This is a genomic window from Streptomyces sp. NBC_00576 (assembly GCF_036345175.1).
Taxonomy (GTDB): Bacteria; Actinomycetota; Actinomycetes; order Streptomycetales; family Streptomycetaceae; genus Streptomyces.
This window is the reverse complement of record NZ_CP107780.1, coordinates 1,402,128-1,426,466: the sequence shown is the minus strand read 5'-3', so window position 1 is coordinate 1,426,466 and position 24,339 is coordinate 1,402,128. Positions and strand designations below refer to the sequence as shown.

Annotated in this window: 17 protein-coding genes; 14 read left to right on the top strand and 3 right to left on the bottom strand. The window is 68.4% G+C overall.

The features are described 5' to 3' along the window. Positions 1-1,248 precede the first annotated feature (1,248 nt). From OG734_RS06000 to OG734_RS05985, 4 genes are all read left to right on the top strand, one after another. Positions 1,249-2,574, top strand: a complete 1,326-nt coding sequence (locus tag OG734_RS06000; protein WP_330286414.1) for an ABC transporter substrate-binding protein — start codon at positions 1,249-1,251, stop codon at positions 2,572-2,574. A gap of 53 nt (positions 2,575-2,627) precedes the next feature. Further along, complete coding sequence (locus OG734_RS05995; protein WP_330286413.1) at positions 2,628-3,479, top strand: carbohydrate ABC transporter permease; 852 nt, start codon at positions 2,628-2,630, stop codon at positions 3,477-3,479. Beyond that, positions 3,476-4,411: a carbohydrate ABC transporter permease gene (locus OG734_RS05990; RefSeq protein ID WP_330286412.1), complete on the top strand. Its 936-nt coding sequence runs from the start codon at positions 3,476-3,478 to the stop codon at positions 4,409-4,411. The genes OG734_RS05995 and OG734_RS05990 overlap by 4 nt, the downstream gene beginning before the upstream one ends. A gap of 119 nt (positions 4,412-4,530) precedes the next feature. Beyond that, positions 4,531-6,885: a glycoside hydrolase family 3 N-terminal domain-containing protein gene (locus tag OG734_RS05985; protein WP_330286411.1), complete on the top strand. Its 2,355-nt coding sequence runs from the start codon at positions 4,531-4,533 to the stop codon at positions 6,883-6,885. A 54-nt stretch (positions 6,886-6,939) separates the two neighbouring features. On the opposite strand, the gene OG734_RS05980 is transcribed toward OG734_RS05985, so the two are convergent. Then, on the bottom strand, positions 6,940-7,938 hold the full coding sequence (locus tag OG734_RS05980; protein WP_330286410.1) for a LacI family DNA-binding transcriptional regulator: 999 nt from the start codon (positions 7,936-7,938) through the stop codon (positions 6,940-6,942). Between the two features lie 343 nt (positions 7,939-8,281). Here OG734_RS05980 and OG734_RS05975 point away from each other — a divergent pair, with 343 nt between their 5' ends. The 5 genes from OG734_RS05975 (at position 8,282) to OG734_RS05955 (ending at position 16,853) form a co-directional block, all read left to right on the top strand. After that, positions 8,282-10,468 (top strand): RICIN domain-containing protein, encoded by a 2,187-nt coding sequence (locus OG734_RS05975; protein ID WP_443064831.1) that lies wholly within the window; start codon positions 8,282-8,284, stop codon positions 10,466-10,468. Between the two features lie 283 nt (positions 10,469-10,751). Next, positions 10,752-12,182, top strand: a complete 1,431-nt coding sequence (locus tag OG734_RS05970; RefSeq protein WP_330286408.1) for a glycoside hydrolase family 43 protein — start codon at positions 10,752-10,754, stop codon at positions 12,180-12,182. A 144-nt stretch (positions 12,183-12,326) separates the two neighbouring features. Beyond that, on the top strand, positions 12,327-13,709 hold the full coding sequence (locus OG734_RS05965; protein ID WP_330286407.1) for a glycoside hydrolase family 43 protein: 1,383 nt from the start codon (positions 12,327-12,329) through the stop codon (positions 13,707-13,709). Between the two features lie 127 nt (positions 13,710-13,836). After that, positions 13,837-15,324, top strand: coding sequence for a family 43 glycosylhydrolase (locus OG734_RS05960; RefSeq protein ID WP_330286406.1), 1,488 nt, complete (start codon positions 13,837-13,839; stop codon positions 15,322-15,324). Positions 15,325-15,407: 83 nt separating this feature from the next. Further along, positions 15,408-16,853, top strand: coding sequence for a family 43 glycosylhydrolase (locus tag OG734_RS05955; RefSeq protein WP_330286405.1), 1,446 nt, complete (start codon positions 15,408-15,410; stop codon positions 16,851-16,853). A 134-nt stretch (positions 16,854-16,987) separates the two neighbouring features. On the opposite strand, the gene OG734_RS05950 is transcribed toward OG734_RS05955, so the two are convergent. Continuing rightward, positions 16,988-17,893, bottom strand: coding sequence for a LysR substrate-binding domain-containing protein (locus tag OG734_RS05950; protein ID WP_330286404.1), 906 nt, complete (start codon positions 17,891-17,893; stop codon positions 16,988-16,990). Between the two features lie 74 nt (positions 17,894-17,967). Between OG734_RS05950 and OG734_RS05945 the strand changes: the two genes are divergently transcribed. The 5 genes from OG734_RS05945 to OG734_RS05925 are packed head-to-tail and all read left to right on the top strand — an operon-like array spanning position 17,968 to position 21,938. Next, positions 17,968-18,633, top strand: coding sequence for an RraA family protein (locus OG734_RS05945; RefSeq protein WP_330286403.1), 666 nt, complete (start codon positions 17,968-17,970; stop codon positions 18,631-18,633). Continuing rightward, positions 18,630-19,310 carry an RraA family protein gene (locus tag OG734_RS05940; protein WP_330286402.1) on the top strand — a complete coding sequence of 227 codons (681 nt, stop codon included), beginning with the start codon at positions 18,630-18,632 and terminating at the stop codon, positions 19,308-19,310. Before OG734_RS05945 ends, OG734_RS05940 begins: the two co-directional genes overlap by 4 nt. After that, complete coding sequence (locus OG734_RS05935) at positions 19,307-19,921, top strand: RraA family protein (RefSeq protein ID WP_330286401.1); 615 nt, start codon at positions 19,307-19,309, stop codon at positions 19,919-19,921. The genes OG734_RS05940 and OG734_RS05935 overlap by 4 nt, the downstream gene beginning before the upstream one ends. An 8-nt stretch (positions 19,922-19,929) precedes the next feature. Beyond that, entirely contained in the window at positions 19,930-21,111 is a 1,182-nt protein-coding gene (locus tag OG734_RS05930) for an aminotransferase class I/II-fold pyridoxal phosphate-dependent enzyme (RefSeq protein WP_330286400.1), read from the top strand. Further along, the gene (locus tag OG734_RS05925; RefSeq protein ID WP_330286399.1) at positions 21,108-21,938 is read left to right on the top strand and encodes an alpha/beta fold hydrolase; all 831 of its coding nucleotides are present in this window, start codon (positions 21,108-21,110) and stop codon (positions 21,936-21,938) included. The genes OG734_RS05930 and OG734_RS05925 overlap by 4 nt, the downstream gene beginning before the upstream one ends. A 567-nt stretch (positions 21,939-22,505) precedes the next feature. On the opposite strand, the gene OG734_RS05920 is transcribed toward OG734_RS05925, so the two are convergent. Beyond that, on the bottom strand, positions 22,506-24,056 hold the full coding sequence (locus OG734_RS05920) for an amino acid permease (protein WP_443064830.1): 1,551 nt from the start codon (positions 24,054-24,056) through the stop codon (positions 22,506-22,508). Between the last annotated feature and the right edge of the window lie 283 nt (positions 24,057-24,339).

Below are 24,339 nucleotides of genomic sequence, written 5' to 3'. Positions count from 1 at the left end.
GGCTAACCGGCGATGTGCGGCTATGTTCCCCTCGCTCACGACGAGATCGCCGGAGCGCGGCTCCCACGGGGTGACGAGATTCGCCGGATGCGTGGACGATCGCGTACATGCTTGGCGTATCAGGTGCCGTGCCGATTCATGCCTTTCCGATGACGCATCATGTGGAGTGCGTCGCGACCTTGAGCCCATGAGAAAGGGCGCTCGAACCATCGGCTCGACATGATGCGCTGACCTTCACCACCATCACCATGGGCCGGGTCGGCCGCTGCCTCGCCGACGGCACTTGGCGCCGACAGACCTGGCGGCCGGCCGTCGACGGCGCCTGCTACTTCAAGGCCCCCCCGCCGGTATGCGTGTAGGGCTGCACCGAGCGCCCTGCAGCTCATCAGTGTCTCCCATGCATCGCGCACCGAGGCCGATGTCGATGTGCAGGCCAGCCTGATGCGGGCCGACCTCTTTCCCAGGTTCGCCTGGGATGCGATGGCGCTCGATCCCCGACGCCAGTTTGGCCAACCGGCGGTCCCGCGCTGTGTTGCTCCGCTTCGAAGCAGGTTGTGCTCATGCAAGCCGTGTGCGTCCGCTTGCGTCGCCGGCAGGGGCTGGATCCAGTCAGGGCAGGCTCGATGTCAGGCTTCACGGGACGACAGCACCCTGCTGCGAACGGGCTCGCTTTGGCGAGTGTTGCCCTTTTGACGACGGGTCAACGAGCCGGTCAAGGGCCATGACACCGTGCGTGGCAGTGCACGCCGTGCGACGTCGTCACCGCGGACGTGCCCGGTCTCGTCGCGCCGGAGCATGCCAAGCCCGGCCCTACCGTCACTGACGTCGGCATCCACCGCGCCCCGAGCCGGGGACGTCGCCCGGCCGAGCTCGACGGCATCGCCGCCCGGGTCACCCCGGTGCCCGGCGGCGTCGGCCGCGAGCCCTCCGACATCGCCGCCTTCCAAGCCGAGCCGGTTGGCGCACGTGGCAAGACGGCGGAATACGTCCGCACGCCCTTCGCCGGACGGCCCCCTCTGAGGCTCCGCTCACTGGCGAGCGGTCGTCCTTCTCGGCATTTCCGCGCGGTGCGCGAAAGTGTTTCGTAACCGAGGAATTCCCGTCCTTGTCCCCGGTGTGAAAGTCGTGTCAGGGTCCCGGTCAGCAGGCAGGCCACCCGCGGTGAGGCATCCGAAACCTTTTCGTGACGGTTTCCGGTTCGCCTGCCTCACCCATGCCAATGGCATGCCGAGAGAAGAGAGGCACACCATGCGGGGAATCCCTATCAGCGGAATTCTCGGAACTCCCAGAATTCGAGGCGCCGTTGCGATTGCGGTCACCGCGTCGGCGGCCCTGGGCCTCGCCGCGTGCGGGACGTCGGGGCCGTCCACGACGTCGTCGGCGAAGGGCCTGACGATGTGGGCGCTCAACGACCAGACGATCCTGAAGGAGTCCGTCGACGCCTACAACAACGACCACCCGGACGAGAAGATCACCCTGAGGCTGTTCGCCAACGACGACTACAAGCAGAAGCTGCGTGTCGCCTTCGGCGCGAACCAGGCTCCGGACATCTTCTTCAGCTGGGGCGGCGGCGCGCTGAACGACTACGTCAAGGCGGGCAAGGTCGACACGCTGAGGGCGTCGGACGTGAAGGCCGACCGGTTCACCCCCAGTGTGATGCAGAGTGCCACCTTCGACGGCAAGGTCTACGGTGTGCCCGCCAACGGTCTCGCCCCGGTCGTCCTCTACTACAACAAGAAGGTGCTGGCCGATGCGGGCGTCGAGCCGCCGAAGACGTACGCCGATCTGCTGGCGGCCGTGAAGAAGCTGAAGGCGAAGGACGTTGTGCCGATGTCGCTCGCGGCGAACTCCAAGTGGCCGACGCTGATGTACCTGGAGTACCTGCTGGACCGCCAGGGCGGCTCCGACGTCTTCACGAAGATCGCCTCCGGTGACGCCTCGGCCTGGAAGGACCCCTCGGTCACCCAGGCCAACCAGTACCTGCAGGACCTGTCGAAGGCCGGCGCCTTCGGCGACAACGCTTCCTCCGTCAGCTACGACCAGGGCGCCTCCACGGCCCTGCTCTACACGGGCAAGGCGGCGATGGAGGTGATGGGCACCTGGGAGTACGCCAACATCGCCAAGGCCGCGCCCGACTTCCTGGCCAAGGGCGACCTGGGCTACACCGCCTTCCCGACGCTGCCCGGCGGCGCCGGCAAGGCGGACAGCATCGTCGGCAACCCCTCGAACTTCCTGTCGCTGAACTCGGCCACCAAGAACAAGTCGGCCGCGCTGACGTACTTCAACGACTACGTTCTGAACGACTCCCAGGTCGACGCCTACCTCGCCGCCGGCAGTGTGCCGCCGGTCAATGGCCTGGAGTCGAAGCTGGCGACGGTGAAGTCGTCGTCCGACAAGGCGTGGCTCACGTTCGTCTACGGCCTGGTGCAGAACGCGCCGAGCTTCCAGCTCTCCTGGGACCAGGCACTGCCGTCCGACCAGGCCGACCCGCTGCTGACCAACACCGACAAATCGTTCCTGCGCCAGATCCCGCCCGCCGAGTTCGGCACGAACATGAGCAAGGCGACATCGTGACCACCGCTCTTCGAGCCGGCCGTGGGAGAGGCCGCCGCTCCAGCGGCCTCCTCATGGCTGCCCCCGCCCTGCTCCTCTTCGGCCTGTTCGGCCTCGTCCCCCTCGTGGGCGTCGTGGCGCTCAGTCTTGCCCGCTGGGACGGCCTGGGCTCCGTCGGCTGGGCGGGCGTCGCCAACTGGAGCGCTGTCCTGACCGACGGTGCCACCTGGCAGGCACTGTGGCTCACCGTCAAGGTGATGGTGATCAGCTGGCTGGTCCAGACGCCCGTCGCCCTGGCACTCGGCCACTTCCAGGCGCCCCGCGGGAGGCTGCGCGCCCTGTTCGCCGTACTGTTCTTCCTCCCGCTGCTGCTGTCCGCCGTGGCGATCGGCCTGACCTGGCAGGCGCTGCTCGACCCGTCCTTCGGCATCGGCGCCACGCCCGGACTGCACTGGCTGGCGAAGCCGCTGCTGGGCTCTCCGGACCTGGCCCTGTACACCGTGATCTTCGTGATCGCGTGGCAGTTCGTGCCGTTCCACGCCCTGCTCTATCAGGCCGGCATACGGCAGATCCCGACCGTCCTGTACGAGGCCGCCGCCCTTGACGGCGCCGGGCCGGCGACCCGGTTCCGGCGCATCACGCTTCCGCAGCTGAAGTACACGATGGTCACGTCCAGCACGCTCATGCTCGTCGGCTCGCTGACCTACTTCGACCTGATCTTCGTCCTGTCCGGCGGCACCGGCGGCCCGGGCACCGCCACCCGCGTCCTTCCTCTTTCCATGTACATCACCGGATTCCAGGCCCATGACATGGGCCGGGCCAGCGCCGTCGCCGCCCTCCTGGTGGTCTTCGGCCTCGGCCTGTCGCTGCTGACCACCCGCTTGTCCGGCTTCACCCGGATGGACAGCCAGCAGGAGGGCATGTGAGCACCATCGTCACCAAGACCCGCGATCCCCGTACCGGCAACGACCGGGAAGGTGCCGCCGAGCGCCCAGTAACGGCGCCGCGGCCCGGATCCCTCCGTCGGATCACGGCCGTCGGCGCGCTGTGGCGTGCCCTGACAGGCAGCGCCACGCTCTTGTGGGCGGCGGTGGTCGTCATACCCGTGTACTGGCTGGTGATCACCAGCCTGCGCAGCCGTGCCGACTTCACCGCCGGCAGCCCACTGGCCCTGCCCGGCCACCCCACGCTCGACAACTACCGGACCGTCCTGGCAGGCGACTTCACGACCTACCTGCTCAACAGCGTCATCGTCACCGCGGCGACGGTCGTGATCGCTGTCGTCGTCGCCCTCATGGCTTCGTTCGCGATCGTCCGCAACGCCGGAAGCAGGCTTTCCCGCGTGTCCTTCCGGCTGTACCTGCTGGGCCTGGCGATCCCCCTGCAGGCGGTGATCATCCCGGTGTACCTGCTGATCATCAGAATGAACCTGTACGACAGCCTGCTCGCGATCGTTCTGCCCTCGGCGGCGTTCGCGCTGCCGATCACCGTGATGATCCTGGTGAGCTTCCTGCGCGACGTGCCGCGCTCCCTGTTCGAGGCGATGATCGTGGACGGCGCCGGTGACTGGCGCATGCTCATCTCGCTCGCGGCGCCGCTGGCGCGCCCGGCGCTGATGACGGTCGCCGTCTACGACGGGCTGCAGGTCTGGAACGGCTTCCTCTTCCCGCTCATCCTCACCCAGAGCGGCGACAAGGCGGTGCTGCCACTGGCGCTGACCCTCTACCGGGGGCAGTTCGGCATCGACGTACCGGCCACGATGGCCGCGGTGGTGCTCTCCACCCTGCCGATGCTCGCGCTGTTCACCCTCGCCCGCCGCCAGCTCGTCGCCGGCCTCACCGCCGGTTTCTCCAAGTAGCCCACTTTGTAGGGCGGTTCGCTTCGCGCGACGGCCGGGCAGCGCGCCCGGTCCCGTCGGCATGCCCACGCACACCCCGCGCGCCCCCTCGCGCATCGGCCATCCCCGAGGAGTCGTGAATGACGACCACCATGCCGGACCACGGCGGCATCCCCCAGGAACAGGACGACCGGCCTTGGGCCGATCTCGCCCGATCGGCACCCGACCGGGCCGAGGCCCTCCTCGCCCGGCTCACCCTCCCCGAGAAGGTCGCCCAGCTCAGCAGCACCTGGGAGGACATCGAGGCCGACGGCCCGGAAGTGGCCCCGGGCAGCAACCACTTCGGCCGCGTCGGTGACCTCGACGAAACCGCCCGGCACGGTCTGGGACAGCTCACCCGGCCCTACGGGACCCTGCCCCGCCCTGCTCTGGAGCACGCCCGCCTCCTGGCCGAGCACCAGCGGCAGGTGGTGGCACAGAGCAGGTTCGGTATCCCGGCCATGGCGCACGACGAGTGCCTGACCGGCTTCACCGCCTACGGCGCCACCATCTACCCCACCTCGCTGGCGATGGCCGCCACCTTCGACCCCGAACTGATCCGCCGAGTCGGCGAGGCGATCGGCGCCGACATGGCCGAGGCCGGCGTTCACCAGGGGCTTGCCCCGGTCGTCGACGTGATCCGCGACTACCGCTGGGGTCGCTGCGAGGAGACCTACGGCGAGGACCCGTACCTGGTGGGTGAGGTGGCCGAGGCGTACGTCACCGGGTTGCAGAGCGCCGGTGTGTACGCCACCCTCAAGCACTTCGCCGGGTACTCCGCGTCCATGGGTGGCCGCAACCACGCCCCCGTGCACGCCGGCCGCCGCGAACTGTTCGACGTCATCCTGCCGCCCTTCGAACGGCTCGTCGCCGCCGGCGTGGGTTCGGTGATGAACTCGTACGCCGAGATCGACGGCGAGGCGCCCGCCGCCAGCCGGTGGCTGCTGACCGACGTCCTGCGTGAGGCGTGGGGGTTCGAGGGGACCGTCGTCTCCGACTACTGGTCCCTGCCCTTCCTGGTGAGCGCCCACCGGGTGGCCGCCGACCTGCGCGACGCCGGCGCGCTCGCGCTGAGCGCCGGGATGGACGTGGAACTGCCCGACCAGCGCGGCTTCGGCGACGCCCTCGTCCACGCCGTACAACAGGGGCTGGTGGACGAAAACCTGGTCGACCGCGCGGTGCGCCGGGTGCTGCGGCAGAAGATCGAACTCGGGCTGCTGGATCCCGACTGGGACCCACAGCCCCCTGCTCTGCGCGCGGGTGAACTGGACCTCGACAAGCCGGAGAACCGTGGGCTTGCCTACGCCGTGGCACAGTCGAGCGCCGTTCTGCTGTCGAACGACGGGACCCTGCCTCTCCCGTCCGTCGGCCGGATCGCATTGATCGGCCCGTGCGCCGACGACGTGCGCACCATGTTCGGCTGCTACAGCTTCCCCAACCACGTCCTCGCAGACCGCGACGACCTCGGCGACGGCGTCGAGGCGGCCTCCCTGCGTACCGCCCTCGCCGAGGAACTCCCGTCCGTTCATTGGGAGTTCGCGCAGGGCTGCCCGATCCGCGACGAGGACCGCTCCGGGATCCCGGCCGCGGTGGCGGCCTGCGCGGGGGCCGACCTCACCGTCCTCGTCGTCGGCGACAAGGCGGGCATGTTCGGCATCGGCACCTCGGGGGAGGGCTGCGACGTGGAGGACCTGCGGTTGCCGGGCGTTCAGGAGGAACTGGTCGAGGCGCTCCTGGAGACCGGGAAGCCGGTCGTGGTGGTCGTCAGCAGCGGCAGGCCCTACGCCTTGGGCCGGTTCGCGCCCGCCGCCGCGGCCCTGGTGCAGGTCTTCCTGCCGGGGGAGGAGGGCGGCCGGGCGCTGGCCCAACTCCTCTCCGGGCGGGCCAACTTCAGTGGAAAGCTCCCCGTGCAGATCCCCGCCTCGCCGGGCGGGCAGCCGTACACCTACCTCCACCCGCCGCTCGGCGACCGGCAGAGCTTCCTGTCCAACCTCGACCCCACCCCCGCGTTCCCGTTCGGCCACGGACTGTCGTACACCACGTTTGAGACCGACCTCATGACCGTCGACCGCGACCAGGTGCCGACGGACGGCGAGTTCACGGTCAGCGCGCGGGTGCGCAACACAGGAGCGGTGGCGGGCGCCGAAACGGTCCAGCTGTACGCCGTCGACCCGGTCGCGCAGGTGACCCGACCGGTGCGTTTCCTGCTCGGCTTCGCCAAGGTCGCCCTCGCTCCCGGCGAGCAGGCGACCATCCGTTTCCACGTCCACACCGACCGCCTGGCCTTCACTGGCCTGGACGGCCGACGCGTCGTCGAACCCGGCGAGATCGTGCTCCACGCGGGCTCCTCCAGCCTGGACACACCGGCGCGGGAGGTCATGCAACTGGTCGGCGTGGAGCGGGACGCGACGGTCCTGCGGCATCATACGGTTCCCGTGTCCGTCGAGCGGGAGTGAGCCGGCGGGAGGCGGACGAAGGGGCCGGCGGCATGCGCCGCCGGCCGGATCGCGTTACCCGGAAACCGCCGGAGTGCGAGCCTTCGTCGACGTCCGCAGCACGAGCTCCGTGGCGAGCTCGATGCGCGGGGACGCGGGCGGCCGGCCCTGGGCGAGTTCCAGGAGGATCCGCGTCGCCTCGCGCCCCAGCTCCTCGAACGGCTGCCGTACGGCGCTCAGCGGCGGGCAGGCCATGGCCGCCACCAGGGTGTCGTCGAAGGACATCACCGCGAGGTCGTCCGGTACGCCCAGTCCCTGCTGGCGAGCGGCCTCCAGCACGCCGAGCGCCTGTGCGTCGCTGGCCGCGAAGACGGCCGTGGGCGGGTCGTGGGCCCGCAGGATCTGCAGGCTGGCGGCGAGCGCTTCGTCGTAGTCGAAGTCGGTCGAGCGGACGATCGCGGGGTCGTAGGCCAGGGCGGCTTCCTCCAGGGCGGCCCGGTAGCCGTGCACGCGTGCCGCCCCGGCCAGAGAATGCGAGCGGCCCGCGACCATGCCGATCCGGGTGTGCCCGAGGTCCAGCAGGTGTTGCACGGCCTCCCGGGCGCCGCTCCAGTTCGTCACGCCGATGCTGGGAATGTCCTGCGTCGGCGCGCTGAGCGGGTCGATCAGCACCACGGGGATCCGCTGCTCGACGATCCGGCGTTGATCCTCTTCGGCCAGCATCGAGATCACGATGACCATCCCGGCCGCACCGAGCGCCACGCACTCCTCGAGCCATCCGGAAATGGACCGGCGGCCCGTGGTCCCCGTGACCACGTTGATGCCCAACTCACCGGCCGCGTCCACGATCCCGCGCGCCACCTCCAAGGTGTACGGGCCCGACAGGTCACGGAACACCGCGATGATCTGCCGGGGCGTCGAGGGATCCCGCTCCCACGGGCGGGCGTAGCTATAGCGGTCCAGCAGCTCCTCGACTCTGGCGCGCGTCGCCGCGCCGACGTCCCGACGTCGGTGCACCACCTTGGACACGGTACTGAGCGAGACTCCCGCCTCGGCGGCGATGTTCGTCAGCAAACCGTACTGAGCTTCTTGTCGGCCCCGACCTGGATGTGTCACTTCCTCGATGCCCGTTCTGTTCGCCGAACACCGATGTGCCGGACCGCGCCGCGTATCTGCCAAAACTCCGCTGCAAAGTAACGGGGCTCGGCAGGCGGCGGCAAGAGCACTGCACGGACGACAAAAACCACCGGTCACGTGGCCGTGGGCCCCGGTCGACGCCGTCAATACCCGAGGAGGACCGGGCTACGAAACTCTTTCGGAAACGCGCCGGTGACATCAGGGCTCCGCTTCCCGATACTCCGATGACACAGGCACCAGGTTATTCACCCGCCACCGCCATGAGCTCAGAGGACCTGCAATGACAAGACCCTTGGTACGGAAGGCTTTTGCGGCAGCGACGGCTGGCTGCGTCGGCATGGCAGTCGCCCTTGCCTCCGCGACGAGTGCGTCGGCATATCAGCCGAGCTCGTCGAATCTGTATGTGGCGGACAATTCCGCCGCGTGCAACAAGAGGCCCTGTGTCCTCTACCCGAAGTCGGCCCAGTTGCCGGGGGGCCGGATCGTGGCGTCGTTCGAGAACAGCCAGGGCGCTCCGGTGGGGCAGACGCTGCCGGTCTACAAGAGCGACGACGACGGCACGACCTGGCAGAAGCTGACCGATGTGAAGCCGCCCTCCGAACTGTCCAGTGACCCGAAATATGCCAAATACACCAGTAACTGGACGAACCCTTACTTCTACGTGCTCCCGCAGGACGTGGGAGACCTCCGCGCGGGCACATTGCTTCTCGCGAGCGTGGTCTCGGGGGACGACTACTACTACAAGGAGAAGAAGGCCGCCGACCCCAACTGGGCGCCGACCGGTAACGGTGACCGCAAGGACGTGGCGATCGCCCTGTACGCCAGCACCGACCAGGGTGCGACCTGGAGCGTCGAGAACATCATCGCCACCGGCAGCTGGCAGGGCGGGACCGACTCGAGCGCCAACAGCAACGCGCAGCAGGACCCGGTCTGGGAGCCGTACCTGATCGCCCGCAACGGCAAACTCGTCGCCTACTACTCCGACGAGAACGACTACCTCAGCTACGACGCCACCACCGGCATACCGGTCCTCGACCCCGACAACGACACCGCGCCGGACTCGGACGGCCAGATCCTCGCGCACAAGACCTGGGACGGCCGCAGCACGTCCTGGAGTCAGCCGGTCGTCGACATGGCGGGTACCACGGTCAGCCGGGGGAACGGCAAGACACAGATCGGCGGCAAACGCCCGGGCATGACGACGCTGGCCCCGACGACCGACGGCAAGTGGATCATGACCTACGAGTACTTCGTCGGCGGCCCGGACGTCCGCTACAGGATCGCGGACGATCCGCTGAAGTTCTACGCGGCCGCCGACCAGCCGATCACCGAGCTGCCCGTGCCGGCTGGTGGGCGCACGCTGCCGACCGGCGGCAGCCCGGTGCTCCAGCCGCTGCCGGACGGACGGATCGTGATGAACGCCGCCGGTGACAAGAACGTCTGGGTGAACGAGTCCGGCCGCAGTGACGGCACCTGGAAGGAGTACCAGACGCCGATCGCCGCCGGGTACAGCCGCAACCTCCAGTACGTGGACGGCACGGGACGCGTCCTGATCCTCCAGGCCGCGTGGGCGGGCGGCAGCGTCGGTCCGGTGAAGTACGCCGAGGTCGACCTCGGCCGGTCCGCCGGCACCTACAGCACCCTCGTCAACCGTGCGACCGGTCAGGTTCTCAGCCCGGACGCCGGGAAGACGCAGGACGCGAACCTCACCGGGAACGCGCCCGACCTCGTCCTGCGCGACAAGGATGCCGTGGACGACACACAGCGCTGGCACGTGACGGAGAAGGGCGGCAACGTCTCCCTGCTGAACAAGGCCGGTGGCCGCTCGGTCGCTGTCTGGACCGGCAGCGCGACAGCAGGGCAGCGCCTGGCCCAGTGGGTCGACGACGGAGCCACCGACAAGCAGTGGACCCTCGCCCCCTCGACCGACGGCTACTACAAGATCCGATCGGTCCGTAACGCGAGCCTCTTCATGACGGGCGCCGCCCAGAGCGGCCCCGTCACCCTGCAGGCGTCGATCAACACGGCCACGGACCCCGCGGCGGACGACGCGCAGGAGTGGCAGCTCGTCCAGGACCCGGCACCGGCGAACCCCTTCACGCTGAAGGGTGCAAACTCGGGTCGCTGCCTCGACGTGCCCAACGGACAGACGGGTGTTCAGGTACAGATCTGGGACTGCTCCGGGAACCAGAACCAGACCATCACGCAGACCGCCGCGGGTGAACTCCGCGTCGCGGGTAACTGCCTGGCCGCGGCCGGTGACGGCACGACCGCCGGTACCAAGCTGATCCTCTGGACCTGCAACGGCAAGTCCAGCCAGAAGTGGTCGTTCCGTCTGGACGGCTCTGCCATCAACCGCTCCAACGGCCTCGCGATCGATGTGAAGAACTCGGCGAAGGCCAACGGATCGCCGGTCCAGCTGTGGACGGCTCTCGGTAACGCCACCCAGAAGTGGAGCCGAGGCTAGTCAGCACCGGCGCGCGGACACATCGAGCGGGTCGGCCCTGAGGACATCTCCTGGGTACGGCGATTCGACGCCTGCCTATGGCCGGCACGGGGCGCCCCTCCCCGTGCCGGAGGTGTCTACGGTCCTGATCACGCACAGACGACCCGGCCGTTCGGCGGTTCCTCGGCAGCGCCGCGTCCCGCGTCGCGCGGCAACAGATCCCTCCAGCGGCGCAGAGACCGCGAGCTTCCCCCTCGACTCCACTTTCACCTGATCGTGGCCCCCAGAAAGACAGGATATGTACATGTCAGCGCTTCGAGCCCGGCTGACGGCGATACTCGTCGCCGCCTGCCTGCTCTTCACCGCCCAGGTCCTGACCACGCCCCAGCGGGCCGCCGCCGCCGATCCGGGCTATCTGATGGCGCACTTCATCGGGGAGGGGGCAACGGGGCAGCAGATCTACTTCTCGCACAGCACGGACGGCCTGAACTGGAACGACCTCAACGGCGGAGGCATGGTCCTGCGCTCCACGGTGGGCACGCGCGGAGTGCGTGACCCCGCCCTGGTCCGTTCTCCCGACGGGAGCAAGTACTGGATCATCGCGACCGACCTGTGCATCGGCTGCGGCCAATCGTGGGGGGACTCCACGTCCAACGGCAGCCGCAACCTCGTGGTGTGGGAGTCGAGCGACCTGGTCACCTGGTCACAGCCCTGGCTGCTGAACGTCGCCGGCGCGATCCCCGACGGGCGCAACGCGTGGGCGCCGGAAGCGATCTGGGACGAGGAAACCAACGACTACGTCCTGTACTGGGCGACCAACGCCACCCTCAACGGTGTGCTGAAGCACCGCATCTACTACGCCCGCACCTCCGACTTCCACACCATCACGACTCCGCAGCTCTACATCGACCGCCCCGGCACCCAGGGCATCATCGACACCCAGATCATCGAGCAGCCGGCCGGCGTCGGTCAGTACCGCTACGTGCGTGCCTCCGGCGACGGCCAGATCACCCTCGAGGGCAGCAATTCGATCCTGGGGACCTGGACCACCATCGGTAACCTCTCCGGCATCGGCCTCACCGGCGCCCAGGTCGAGGGCCCGATGTGGATGAAGTTCCGTGACCGCAACGAGTGGGCCCTCTACCTCGACCAGTACGCCACCAGCCGCGGTTACATGCCGGTCCTGACCACCAACCCGTCCGCATCGAGCAGTTACCGCCTGCCGGCCGCGGGAAGCTACAGCATGGGCGGGACCAAGAAGCGGCACGGTGAGATCCTGACCCTGACGGCCGCCGAGGAGAGCCGGGTTCAGGCGCGCTACGCCAACATCGCCCCCAAGCGGCTCCAGTCGTTCAACTTCCAGGACCGCTACGTGCGGCACACCAACTTCGACGTGCGCATCGACCAGAACATCACCAACCAGGACGCCCAGTTCCGGCCGCGGCCCGGCCTGGCCGGGTCCGGAACCGTCTCCTTCGAGTCGGTCAACTTCCCCGGATACTTCCTGCGCCACGTCAACTTCGACTTCCAGCTGGCCTACAACGACGGCAGCACCCAGTTCGCCGCCGACGCCACCTTCCGGCAGGTCGCCGGACTCGCCGACTCCTCCTGGTCGTCGTTCCAGTCGTACAACCACCCCGACCGCTACATCCGCCACTACGCCTTCGAACTGAAGCTCGACCCCATCACCACCGACACCGCACGCAACGACGCCACCTTCCGCGTCACGAGCTGACCTGACAGGGACGCCGGCGCCGGTCCGGCAGGTCGTTCCCCTCGGTGTCGTCTTCTTCACCGAGGTCCGCCGCTGCCAGGCGGGTGGCGTGTGCCACCCGCCCGGCCTCTCACCGAGAGGACGAGGGAGAGTATGTTGGCACGATTGATCCGAATACGGGCGTTTTTGGTCGCCCTGATCGCGATCGTCGCGGGTGTGGTCGCGCCCACGCAGACGGCCGAAGCGGCGGATGCCGATTCCGCCTACGTGATGGGCTACTTCAAGGAGTCGATCAGCGGAGCGGGCAACGTCAACGCCCTGCATCTCGCCGTCAGTGACGACGGCCGGGAGTGGACGCCGCTCAACGACAACAACGCGATCCTCACCCCGACCGCGGGCACCAAGGGTATCCGCGACCCGTTCCTGTACCGGCTGTGGGACGGCAGCTGGGTCGCTCTGGCGACCGACATCGCCGTGGGCGGCAGCTTCACGAAGGCCAACCCGAACATCCACGTCTGGACCTCGCCGGACCTGGTGAACTGGTCGGCGGACCAGCTACTCAAGGTCAACGCCACCAACGCGAATTCCTACAGCTGGGCCCCGGCCGTCCACTGGGACCCGGTCCGCAGCGCCTACGGCATCACGTTCACCACCGTCCCGCAGGGTTCCTCGCACTCCGTGATCGCCGCCGCCTACACGACCGACTTCGTCACCGCCACCGACCCCGTGGTGTTCTACGACACGGGCTCGGGCATCCTCGACTCCCACGTCGTCACCGGCGTCAACGGATCCAACTACCTCTACTACAAGAGCAACGTGACGGGACGGCTGGCCGGCGCGCGGTCGACATCGGTGGAACCGGGCAGCTTCACCAAGTACACCGAGGGCGTCGCCGAGAACCGGTGCACCGAGGCCCCGACGCTGGTGAAGTCCCTCACCTCGTCCACCTGGTCGCTGTGGGGTGACACCTTCTGCCCCAACGCGAAGTTCGACCTGTGGCAGGGCGACCTGGTGTCGGGAACATGGACCAAGGTGGGCCGCCAGTCCTACACCGCGCCGCTGAACGCGAAGCACAACACCATCCAGCCGATCACCGCAGCCGACCGCGACCGGCTCCTCGCCCGGTACGGCGGCACGGGCTGGAACCTGCTGAAGTCCTACAACTTCCCCGGCCACTACGTCCGCCACGCGAGCTTCGCCGGCCGCATCAGCGAGCTGCCCTTCGACCCCTACCAGGACGCTCAGTGGCGGCTGCGGCCCGGGCTGTCCGACCCGAGCGCGGTGTCGTTCGAGTCGGTCAACTTCCCCGGCCACTACCTGAGACAGGACAACTTCGAGATCAAGGTCGTCCGTAACGACGGAACGTCGGGCTTCGCCAGCGACGCCACGTTCACCCGTGTCGCCGGCCTCGCCGACGGAACCTGGTCGTCGTTCCGCTCGGCCCGCTTCCCGACGCGCTACCTCCGGCACTCGTCCTTCGTACTGCGGCTCGACGAGATCTCGACCGAGGCCGACCGGGCGGACGCCACCTTCAAAGCCGTCTACTGACTCAGCTGACTCACGGGGCGGGCCCGCCGTACCGCGGTCGACCGGGTACGCGGCCCCTCTGCCCACCTCTGTCCGACGTTACGCACGATGTTCGCATTCTCGAACGCGCTGCTGAAGGGGACTTTCCGTGTTCCGCACCCGTCACTGGTTCGCACTCGGGGCAGCTCTGCTGGCCCTGTTCGCTTCACTGGTCACCACACAGCCCGCCACTTCTGCCGACGGCCGGCCGTTCACCAACCCGGTCAAGTCACAGAAGGGCGCCGACCCCTGGCTGGAGTACTACAACGGCAACTACTACCTGATCACCACGACCTTCACCGGCGTCCTGACCATGCGGAAGTCACCGACCCTGGCCGGTCTCTCCACCGCCGCCAGCGTCCAGGTTTGGAGTGACACCAACCCGGCCCGCAACAACAACATCTGGGCGCCGGAGCTGCACTTCTTCGACGGCCACTGGTACCTCTACTACTCCGCCGGCCCAGCCGGAGTCGCCTGTTGCGACTCCCAGCGCACCCATGTCCTGGAAAGCGCCGGTACGGACCCCATGGGTCCGTACACGTACAAGAACATGCTCACCGGCTCCAACCTGTCGACCGGTGGCTGGCTCATCGACGCCAGCGTGCTCAAGCACGACGACAAGCTGTACCTGGTGGGCAGCGGCTTCATCAACGGCAGTACACAGAGCCTGGTCATCGCGCAGATGAGCAACCCGTACACACTCAGCAGTCAGACCTTCAGCATCATCTCCAGCCCCACCCTGAGCTGGGAGAGATCGCGCACTCCGGTCAACGAGGGCCCCGAACCCCTTTACCACGACGGTCGGACCTTCCTCACCTTCTCCGCGAGCTTCTGCTCCACCCCGGACTACAAACTGGGCCAGCTGGAGCTCACCGGCAGCGACCCGCTCCTCGCCTCCTCCTGGACGAAGAAGCAGACCCCCGTCTTCCAGCGCGACGACGCGGCGGGCGTCTACGGACCCGGTCACAACGGATTCTTCACCTCACCAGACGGCACCGAGAACTGGATCGTCTACCACGCCAACAACACCACCAACGGCGGCTGCGGCAACGGCCGCACCACCCGGGCCCAGAAGTTCACCTGGAACGCCGACGGCACCCCGAACTTCGGCACCCCGGTCGCGCTCGGAACCACCCTGCCCGGTCCCTCCGGGGAGACGGCACTCACCCCGACCTCCTACCAACTGGTGAACCGCCACAGCGGTAAGTGCCTGGACGTCGCGAACAGCGACCCCGCCGACGGCACCAACATCCAGCAGTGGGCCTGCCATACGGGCGCCAACCAGAAGTGGCGCGTCGAGGACCAGGGCAACGACACCAGCCGGCTGGTGAACGTCGCCACCGGCAAGGTCATGGACATCGCGAACTGCGGCTCCGCCGACGGCGCCGACATCCGGCAGTGGTCCTGGCTGAACAACAACTGCCAGAAGTTCAGGCTCGTTTACACCGCCAGCGGCGACTACGTCCGCATCGTCAACGAGTCCACCGGCAAGGTCGCCGACGTCGCCAACTGCTCCACCGCCGACGGCGCCGACGTACGCCAGTGGACCTGGCTGAACAACGACTGCCAGCAGTGGCAGCTCAGGCCCGTCGCCTGAGCTATCCCGAGTGGTGGCTGCCACTTACCCCTGGCTGCCACCCGTCTTCCCCTTCCACGCCTGACCCCCAGGAGTATCGCCCCATGACCCGCCTCATAAGCCGCCGCGCGCTGACCGCGGGGGCCATCGCACTGGTCGTCTTCGCCACCACCGGTGCGCCCGCCCGCGCTGCCGCGCCGGCCTCCTCGGCCGCGAACCTCACCAACCCGATCGCGCTCCAGCGCGCCGACCCGCACGTCTTCAAGCACACCGACGGCTTCTACTACTTCACCGCCACGGTACCGGCGTACGACAAGATCGTGATGCGCCGGGCCACCACCCTCCAGGGCCTCGCCACCGCCCCCGAGACCACCATCTGGACCAAGCACGCCAGCGGTGAGATGGGCGCTCACATCTGGGCCCCGGAGATCCACTTCATCGACGGCAAGTGGTACGTCTACTTCTCCGCCGGCTCCGCAGGCGACAAGTGGAAGATCCGGATGTACGCGCTGGAGTCCAGCGCCGCGAACCCGCTGACCGGCCCCTGGGCCGAGAAGGGCCGCATCACCACCAACTGGGATTCCTGGTCCCTGGACCACACGACCTTCGTCAACAACGGCACCCGCTACCTCGTCTGGGCGCAGTCCAACCCCTCCGGCCCTGGCGGCATCTACCTGGCGAAGATGTCCAACCCTTGGACGATCACCGGAGAGCAAGTACGTCTGTCCACCCCGGAGTTCGCCTGGGAGAAGCAGGGGTTCGACGTCAACGAGGGTCCTGCTGTCCTGCAGAAGAACGGCAAGGTCTTCGTCACCTACTCGGCCAGTGCCACCGACGCCAACTACTGCCTCGGCATGCTGACCGCCGACGCCACCGCCGACCTGACGGATCCCGGGTCCTGGACCAAGAGCACCGAGCCGGTGTTCAAGAGCAACGACGCCACCGGCCAGTACGGCCCCGGCCACAACTCCTTCGCCGTCTCCGAGGACGGAAAGTCCGACATCCTCGTTTACCACGACCGCAACTACAAGGACATCACCGGCGACCCGCTCAACGACCCCAACCGCCGCACCCGCTTCCAGAAGATCTACTGGAACGCCGACGGCATGCCCAACTTCGGCATCCCGGTGGCCGACGGCGTCACCCCCGTCCGCTTCTCCTCGTACAACTTCCCCGACCGCTACATCCGGCACGAAGGGTTCAGGGCCAAGACCCAGGCGAACGTCACCAACCTCGCCGACTCCCAGTTCCGCGTCGTCCCCGGCCTGGCCGGCACCGGCACGGTCTCCCTCGAGTCGGCCAACTTCCCCGGCTACTACCTGCGCCACAACAACTTCGAGGTCTGGGTCGAGAAGAACGACGGCACGATCCTCTTCAGGAACGATGCCTCCTTCACCCAGCGCGCCGGACTCGCCGACTCCGTCGACGGCATCTCCTTCGAGTCGTACAACTTTCCCGGCCGCTACATCCGCCACTACAACAACCTGCTCTACGTCCAACCGGTCAGCACGACACTCGACCGGCAGGACGCCACCTACTACGCGGAGTAGCAAGCTCACCGCTCGCGGCACCACGGTGCGGTCGACGCCCTTCTGTCAGTGTGCATTCAGGTTCAGTGCCGGTGGGGTCGCTGGTGGGCCCGCGTGTGAATGCCTGCCAGGGCCGGGGTGGGCGCCATCCGGAATCAGTCGTGCGATGGCGGTGCCTGAGCTGTGGTCAGCCGGGTCGCGATGGCGGTGAGGTGTTCGGCCAGGGCGCCGGGGGTGGAGCGGGTCATGGCGGTGAGTTCGATGGTCGTCGTCGTGTGGCGGAGGGGTCTGAAGTGTACGGCGGGGTGGGACGCGGAGGCCGCGGCGGGTACGACGGTGACGCCGAGGCCGCACTCGACCATGGCGATCTGTGAGGTCACCGACCGTGCCCAGTGGGCGGGGACAGGGCTGAAGCCGGCGGCCCGGCACATGGTTGCCATGGCGTCGTGGTAGTCGGGCGAGATGTGCCGGTGCAGCCAGACCCAGGTGTCGGCGGCGAGGTCGGCCAGATCGAGGGAGTCAGTAGTGTCGGCGGCCTGGTGGCCGGCCGGCAGGGCGGCGACGAACCGGTCGGCGTAGAGCGAGGTCGCCGTGGTGCCGCGCACCGGGGCGGTCTGGCGGACGATCGCCCAGTCGAGCGAGCGGTCGAGGAGGCCCGGGCCCGCCTCGTGGGTGTCGATCTCCCGGGTGCGGATCTCGACGTCCGGCAGCGCCTCGTGGAACCGCTTCAACACAAGGGGCAACGGCCAGGAGAACGCCGAGGTGACCGCACCCAGGGTCAGTCGCCCGCCCTGTCCGGTGGCGGCCTGACGGGCGGCGATCTCCGCCTCCTCAGCCTGTCGGACCAGTGCGCGGCAGTGGTCCAGGAAAACGGCCCCGGCGGCGCTGAGGGCGACCGACCGCTGAGTGCGGTGCAGCAGTTCGCAGCCGAGCTGCTGTTCGAGCTGCTTGATCGCCTGGGACAGCGGAGGCTGGGACATCTGCAGGCGCTGCGCCGCACGGCCGAAGTGGAGTTCCTCGGCGACCGCGACGAAATAGCGGGCCTGCCGGATCTCGACCACGATTCGTTTTGCCTCTTACTGAGAGATGAAATCAGACCTTCACAATATCAGTGGTGGCTGTTGAAGTGGAAGACATGAGCAACTCATCTCTCCTGGACCGCTTCGCGGCGCTCGACTCCGCCGCGGTCAGCGACGCGCTCGACCAGCTCGGGCTTCCCTCCGGAGTCGGCGGCATCCGTCCGGTGTGGGGCCCCGCAGCAGTGGTGGGATTCGCCGTCACCGTGGGCCTCGAACCGCGTGCCGAAGGACCGGCCGGAGCCCACATCGCCACCACGGCCGTCGAGAACGCGGACGACCAGAGCGTGATCGTCGTCGACAACCAGGGCCGCACCGACGTGTCCTGTTGGGGCGGCATCCTGAGCCTGGGCGCTTCCCTTCGTGGTGTGCGCGGTGTCGTCGCCGACGGTGTGTGCCGGGACGTGGCGGAGGCCCGTGAGCTGGACTTCCCCGTGTTCTCGCGGGGGTCGATACCCGCCACGGCGCGGGGCCGGCTGCAGCAGCGCTCCACAGGCGAGCCGGTCGCCGTCGCCGGGCTCACGGTCGAGCAGGGCGACGTCGTCCTGGCCGACGAGACCGGTCTCGTCGTCGTCCCGCGGGACCGGGCCGAGGAAGTGGCCGAGATCGCCACCGGGATCGTAGCCCGGGAGCGCGCCATCGCGGACGAGGTGCGCGCGGGTGTGCCCCTCGCCCGGGCCATGCACGACGCCCGCCTCGCCGGAGACAAGGAGTCGGTCCGATGAGTGACCCCACCGCCACCTCGAACCTCGTCACCGACCTGTCCACCGCGTCGGTCTCCGACGCCCTCGACTCGCTCGGGCTCCCCGGATCCCTCCATGGCATCGGCGCGCTGCGCCAGGGCCAGCGGACGGTCGGGCCGGTCTTCACCGTCACCTACGAACCGGTCGACGAGGCCGGCGGCACGGTGGGCGACTTCCTCGACGACGTCCCTGCCGGAGCGGTCATCCTGATCGACAACGCCGGACGCACCGACTGCACGGTGTGGGGCGGCATCATGAGCCAGATCGCCCACGCGCGCGGCATCGCGGGCACCGTCATCCACGGCACCTGCCGGGACGTCGCCATCGCGACCGACGCCGGCTACCCGATCTGGTCGGTCTCCCGGTTCATGCGCACCGGCAAGGACCGCGTCCGGGTGGCCGCGGTGCAGACGGCCGTCACCGTCGACGGCGTCCTCATCCATCCCGGCGACATCCTCGTGGCCGACGACGACGGCGCCGTGGCCGTCCCGGCCGCCCGCTGGGACGAGGTCGCGGACATCGCCCGCCGTATCGACCGCGTCGAGGACGCCATCGTCGAGGCCGTCCGCGGCGGTGCCTCGCTCGCCGAGGCGCGTGCGCGGCACGGCTACCACTCGCTCCAGACCCCGAACGACCAGACCCGGAAGGACCCCTCGTGAGCACGCACGACCTCGCCCGCGGCCACTCCAGCGCGACCCTGTCCGAGGCGTCCGGACTGCCCGTGGCCCTGTCCCCGGAGATCCGGTCCCTGTGGTCCGGTGCCCGGCTGTGCGGCCCGGCGTTCACCGTGCAGGGCGCCGGCGGCGACAACCTCGCCCTGCACCACGCCGTACTGCAGGCCCCGCCAGGGTCGGTCCTGGTCGCCGACCTCGGCGGCGCCCGCTTCGGCCACTGGGGCGAGATCCTCACGGTGGCCGCCCAACAGCGCGGGATCGCGGGCCTCCTCATCGACGGCGGCGTCCGCGACGCGGCGGAGACAGAGGCGCTCGGCTTCCCGGTCTTCTCGCGCAACAACTCCATCCTCGGCACCCGCAAGGACTTCCGCGGCGTTCCCGGGCGACCCGTCAAGGTCGGTGGCGTCACGGTCCACACCGGCGACCTCGTCGTCGGCGACGTCGACGGAGTCGTGGCGCTTCCGGCGTCCGACACCGAGCGGATCCTCGACCGGGCCGACGCGCGCGTGGCCCACGAGAATGAGCTGATGAAGCAGTTGCGGGAGGGCCGCAGCACCCTTGACCTGTACAACAACTTCGAAGCGGCCGGGCGGTGACGACACCGATGACGGACAACCCGATCTTCGCCGTGGCCGCCCAGGCCGAAGCGCTGCGCGCCCGGGGCGCGGACGTCATCACGCTCGCCGCCGGTGAACCCCAGGCGGCCAGCAGTGCCGCGGTGGTGGAGGCCGCCGTGGCCGCGGTCCGCGACCCCGCCACCCACCACTACGGGACGGCCCAGGGCGATGCCGCCCTGCGTGCGCTCGTCGCCACCACCGTCGCCGGTGACACCGGGCTCCCCTGGAGCGCGGACGACATGCAGATCGCCCTCGGCGCGAAGCACGCCCTCTTCCTCGCCACCCAGGCCCTGATCGACGCCGGTGACGAGGTCCTGGTCGCCGCGCCCGGCTGGCCCGGGCACGCCGAAGTCGTCACCGCCGCCGGCGGTGCCGCCGTCCCGGTCGCCACCGACGAGGCATTCCGGCTCTCGGCCGAGACACTCGACCACTGCCGTACCCCGCGGACACGGGCGGTGATTCTCTCCAGCCCGGGCAATCCCACCGGCGCCGTCTACCCCGAGGCGAGGCTGCGGGAGATCGCCGACTGGGCGCAGCAGCACGGCATCTGGGTCATCAGCGACGACATCTACCGGGCGTTCGACTACACCGGGACCTACCGGTCGATCCTGCGAGTGGCTCCTCAACTGCGCGGACGTACCGTCGTCGTCGGCGGAGTGTCCAAGGAACACGCCATGACAGGCTGGCGCGTCGGCTGGCTCGCGGCGCCGCCGGAGATTGTTGCCTCGGCGCGGCTGCACGTGTCGCGCACCATCACCCATGTCCCGACGGTCACCCAGCGGGCCGCCCTCGCCGCGCTGGGCGACACCGGTACCCCCGTCGGGGCCGCACGCGACTACCGGCGCCGGCGCGCGCTGCTGGTGGAGGCGCTGAACGGGATCGACGGCATCGACTGCCCGCTGCCCGACGGTGGCATGTTCGCCTTCCCCGACGTCAGCGGACTGCTCCGCGACCGCGGCTGGACCAGCAGCGCCGACCTCGCCGCGTGGCTCCTCGACAGGGTCCATCTCGCGGTCGTACCCGGCGAGGCGTTCCACGCGCCTGGACGCATCCGGGTGTGCTTCGCCGTCGACGACGACACGTTGGTCACCGCGATCGAGCGACTGCGGACCGCCTTCGGATCCACGGTGCATGAGACGGCCGCGCAACAGCTGGAGGAGGTCCGATGAGCCCGGCGAGCCCGGTGAGGAAGCTCGAACGCTTCACGCTCCCCCTGACCGTCGGCGCGACCCGCGTCGAGGTGTCCGGCCTCCACCGCGGTGGGGCCGGCACGCCCCTGGTCTTCCTGCACGGCTTCGGCTCGACGAAGGAGGACTACGCGGATGTCGTCCACCAGACCGCGCTGGCCGACCGGCCCGTCCTGGCCTACGACGCGCCCGGCTGCGGCGCCAGCAGCTGCACGGACCTGGGCGCCGTCTCCATCCCTTTCCTCGTCTCCGTCGCCGAACAGGTACTGAGGGCCCGGCAGATCGACCGGTTCCATGTCATCGGGCACTCGATGGGCGGCCTGACCGCACTCATGCTCGCCGACGGCGACCCCGGCAGGGTCGCGAGCTTCACCAACATCGAGGGCAACGTCGCACCCGAGGACTGCTTCCTCAGCCGGCAGATCGTCACTCACTCCCAGGACGATCCCGACGAGTTCCTGGCCCGGTTCGCCGAACGCGTCGGCGGCTCACGCTTCTACGGCGGCGCCTTGTACGCGGCGAGCCTTCCCCACAAGGTCCGGGCCGCAGCGGTCAGGGCCATCTTCGAGTCCATGGTCGACCTCTCCGACCACGGCAAGCTGCTCGACCGGTTCCTCGGAATCCCCGCGCCGAAGATATTCATGTACGGGGAGCAGAACAGCACCCTGTCCTACCTCCCCACCCTGGCCGAAGGCGGCGTCGAGCTCGCCGAGATCGAGCACTGCGCCCATTTCCCGATGTACTCCAACCCGCCGCAGATGTGGGCCCGTATCGCGGACCTCGTCTCACGCGCGGACGCCGACGCCTGACGGCTCAGGCCCTGAGACGACGTCGGCCGTGCTGGCCGCGACGTCCAGCCGCCACAGGACCGACCCCGCACGAACCGCAACAGCCCCGTCGACGTCACCGTCGACGGGGCCGTCCTGTCGGACGGGAGCCCTCGGGACAAAATCCGGCCCGGTAGCCTCCGCCTCGTGAACAGCCCGGAAGTCCGCACTCGGGCACCGGGCAGAGCGTGGCCTGTCAGCGGGTTTCCGATTGGGCCTCGGTGACGACGGACGGCCGGAAAGAGCACCTACTATGACCGGCTCGGCCTTCGCGTCGGCGTCGGACAGCTCTCGCGTCGTCCCGAGAGCCTGTGCGCAGACGCGTTGTTCCGCGCCCGTATGGACATGGGGCGGCGGCGCCTTCGGCGCTGGGGCGTTCGCGGTTCGGTCCGTGGCTTCCTCGACGGGACGACCAGCCCCCCGGGCCTCGCCGAGTGCCTGCTCGCTGCCGGTCGGGATCGGAACGGGAAGGGCGGTTGTGTGCCCCGGTCGAGGCACACAACCGCCCACCGCCGTGATGGGTCTCACCGCGGCGACGAACCGAGGGAGTCAGGTCGTACCGGAGGAATCGAATCCCGCCGATTGGGCGGGTACGCCGACGGGCGCCACCCGGCTGTCGTGCCCCCTCCTCTGACTCGCTATCAGGGCGATGCGGTCACGGCAGAGAAACCACCCACCGACGAGTGCGGGAATGACGAGCAGGAGGGAGGAAATCGTATAGGTGCCGATCGGATAGTCGAGTCCGATGAGCACGAGCACGGCGGCGAGGAAGGCAAGAGTCAGATACGAGGTGTACGGGGCTCCGAACAGCCGGAACTTAGGCCGTTCCACGCTTCCCTGTTCAGCCATTCGGTACAGCTTCAACTGGCAGAGCACGATCGTTCCCCAGCTTGCCAGGATGCCCAGAGAGGCGATGTTGAGGACGATCTCGAATGCCTGGGATGGGACGACAGCATTCAAAGCGACCCCCACCAGCGTCACGATGGCGGTGAGCGCTATTCCGCCGTAGGGCACGCCTGACGGGGTCATGCGTGCGGCGTAGCGGGGCGCCGAACCGTTCTTGGCCATGGAGTGCAGGATGCGGCCGGTGGAATAGAGTCCCGCGTTGAGCGACGACAAGGCGGCCGTGAGAACCACCAGGTTCATGATCGCATCGACGCCGCTGACTCCGATGGAGCCGAAGAATGTGACGAACGGGCTGGTTCCGGCCTGATAGGCCGTGTACGGCAGGAGCAGGGTCAGTAGAAGGACCGATCCGACGTAGAAGATCGCGATGCGCAGAATGACGGAGTTGATCGCCCTTGGAATGATCTTGCCCGGCTCCTCCGTCTCGCCCGCGGCCGTGCCGAGGAGTTCGATTCCCGCATAGGCGAACATCACGCCCTGGACGAGGACGACCGCCTGCAGCACTCCGTTGGGAACCAGCCCTCCGTGGTCACCGATGACACTGAAACCGACCTCGTGGCCGTCGACGGGAGTCCCGAAGATCACAAACAGCGTCCCGACGACCAGGAAGGCCACCAGCGCCAGCACCTTGATCAGGGCGAACCAGAACTCCATCTCACCGAACACCTTGACGGACAACAGGTTCAGCGCCAGCACCACGACCAGGGCGGTCAGGGCCCACACCCACTGGGGGACCGAGGAGATCGGCTCCCAGTACTTCTTGAAGAAGTCCATGTACAGAGCCGCCGCCGTCACATCCACGATGGAAGTCATCGCCCAGTTGAGCCAGTACAGCCAGCCGGCGGTGTACGCCGCCTTCTCGCCGTAGAACTCACGGGCGTACGAGACGAACGACCCGGATGACGGACGGTGCAGAATCAGTTCGCCCATCGCCCGAAGCATGAGGAAAGCGAAGAACCCGCAGACGGCGTAGATGAGGATGAGGGACGGACCCGCCTGGTTCAGGCGTCCGCCGGCCCCCATGAAGAGACCCGTTCCGATGGCACCACCGATCGCGATCATCTGGATCTGACGATTTTTCAGGGATTTTTGATATCCCGACCCCTCCGCGGCCGATCCCCCTTCCGGTGGAGAGCTCGATGACCCCGGAAGAGACGGAATGTAGGCAGGTGGAGTTGACGATGGATTGCGCATGAAATTCCTCCGGGCAGGGAAGAGTGCCGGCGCGCCTCAGTCATAGACTGCTTGGCTTGCGTCTCGTTCTGAACTCCTCGCCAAAATCACGTTCCCTGGATGCTGGAATTCCGAGAGGCGAGAGGCGAGAGGGTGGGGCGCCGGCGTGGAGTGGGCACCATTAAAGGGCAAGCCATTTATATGGAGAAGGTCCGATATCGTCTCACAATGAGAGGCGGCGCAACTCGCCGATCCTCAGGACGGGCTGCCCAAGGATGGCGCCTGGAACCCGTCCTTGGACCAC

What these genes read in the sequence shown, in the direction of transcription:
- OG734_RS06000 (WP_330286414.1), top strand. Translation starts at nt 1,249, where the DNA reads ATGCGGGGAATCCCTATCAGCGGAATTCTCGGAACTCCCAGAATTCGA.
- OG734_RS05995 (WP_330286413.1), top strand. Translation starts at nt 2,628, where the DNA reads ATGGCTGCCCCCGCCCTGCTCCTCTTCGGCCTGTTCGGCCTCGTCCCC.
- OG734_RS05985 (WP_330286411.1), top strand. Translation starts at nt 4,531, where the DNA reads ATGACGACCACCATGCCGGACCACGGCGGCATCCCCCAGGAACAGGAC.
- OG734_RS05975 (WP_443064831.1), top strand. Translation starts at nt 8,282, where the DNA reads ATGACAAGACCCTTGGTACGGAAGGCTTTTGCGGCAGCGACGGCTGGC.
- OG734_RS05970 (WP_330286408.1), top strand. Translation starts at nt 10,752, where the DNA reads ATGTCAGCGCTTCGAGCCCGGCTGACGGCGATACTCGTCGCCGCCTGC.
- OG734_RS05955 (WP_330286405.1), top strand. Translation starts at nt 15,408, where the DNA reads ATGACCCGCCTCATAAGCCGCCGCGCGCTGACCGCGGGGGCCATCGCA.
- OG734_RS05945 (WP_330286403.1), top strand. Translation starts at nt 17,968, where the DNA reads ATGAGCAACTCATCTCTCCTGGACCGCTTCGCGGCGCTCGACTCCGCC.
- OG734_RS05940 (WP_330286402.1), top strand. Translation starts at nt 18,630, where the DNA reads ATGAGTGACCCCACCGCCACCTCGAACCTCGTCACCGACCTGTCCACC.
- OG734_RS05930 (WP_330286400.1), top strand. Translation starts at nt 19,930, where the DNA reads ATGACGGACAACCCGATCTTCGCCGTGGCCGCCCAGGCCGAAGCGCTG.
- OG734_RS05925 (WP_330286399.1), top strand. Translation starts at nt 21,108, where the DNA reads ATGAGCCCGGCGAGCCCGGTGAGGAAGCTCGAACGCTTCACGCTCCCC.
- OG734_RS05920 (WP_443064830.1), bottom strand. Translation starts at nt 24,056, where the DNA reads ATGCGCAATCCATCGTCAACTCCACCTGCCTACATTCCGTCTCTTCCG.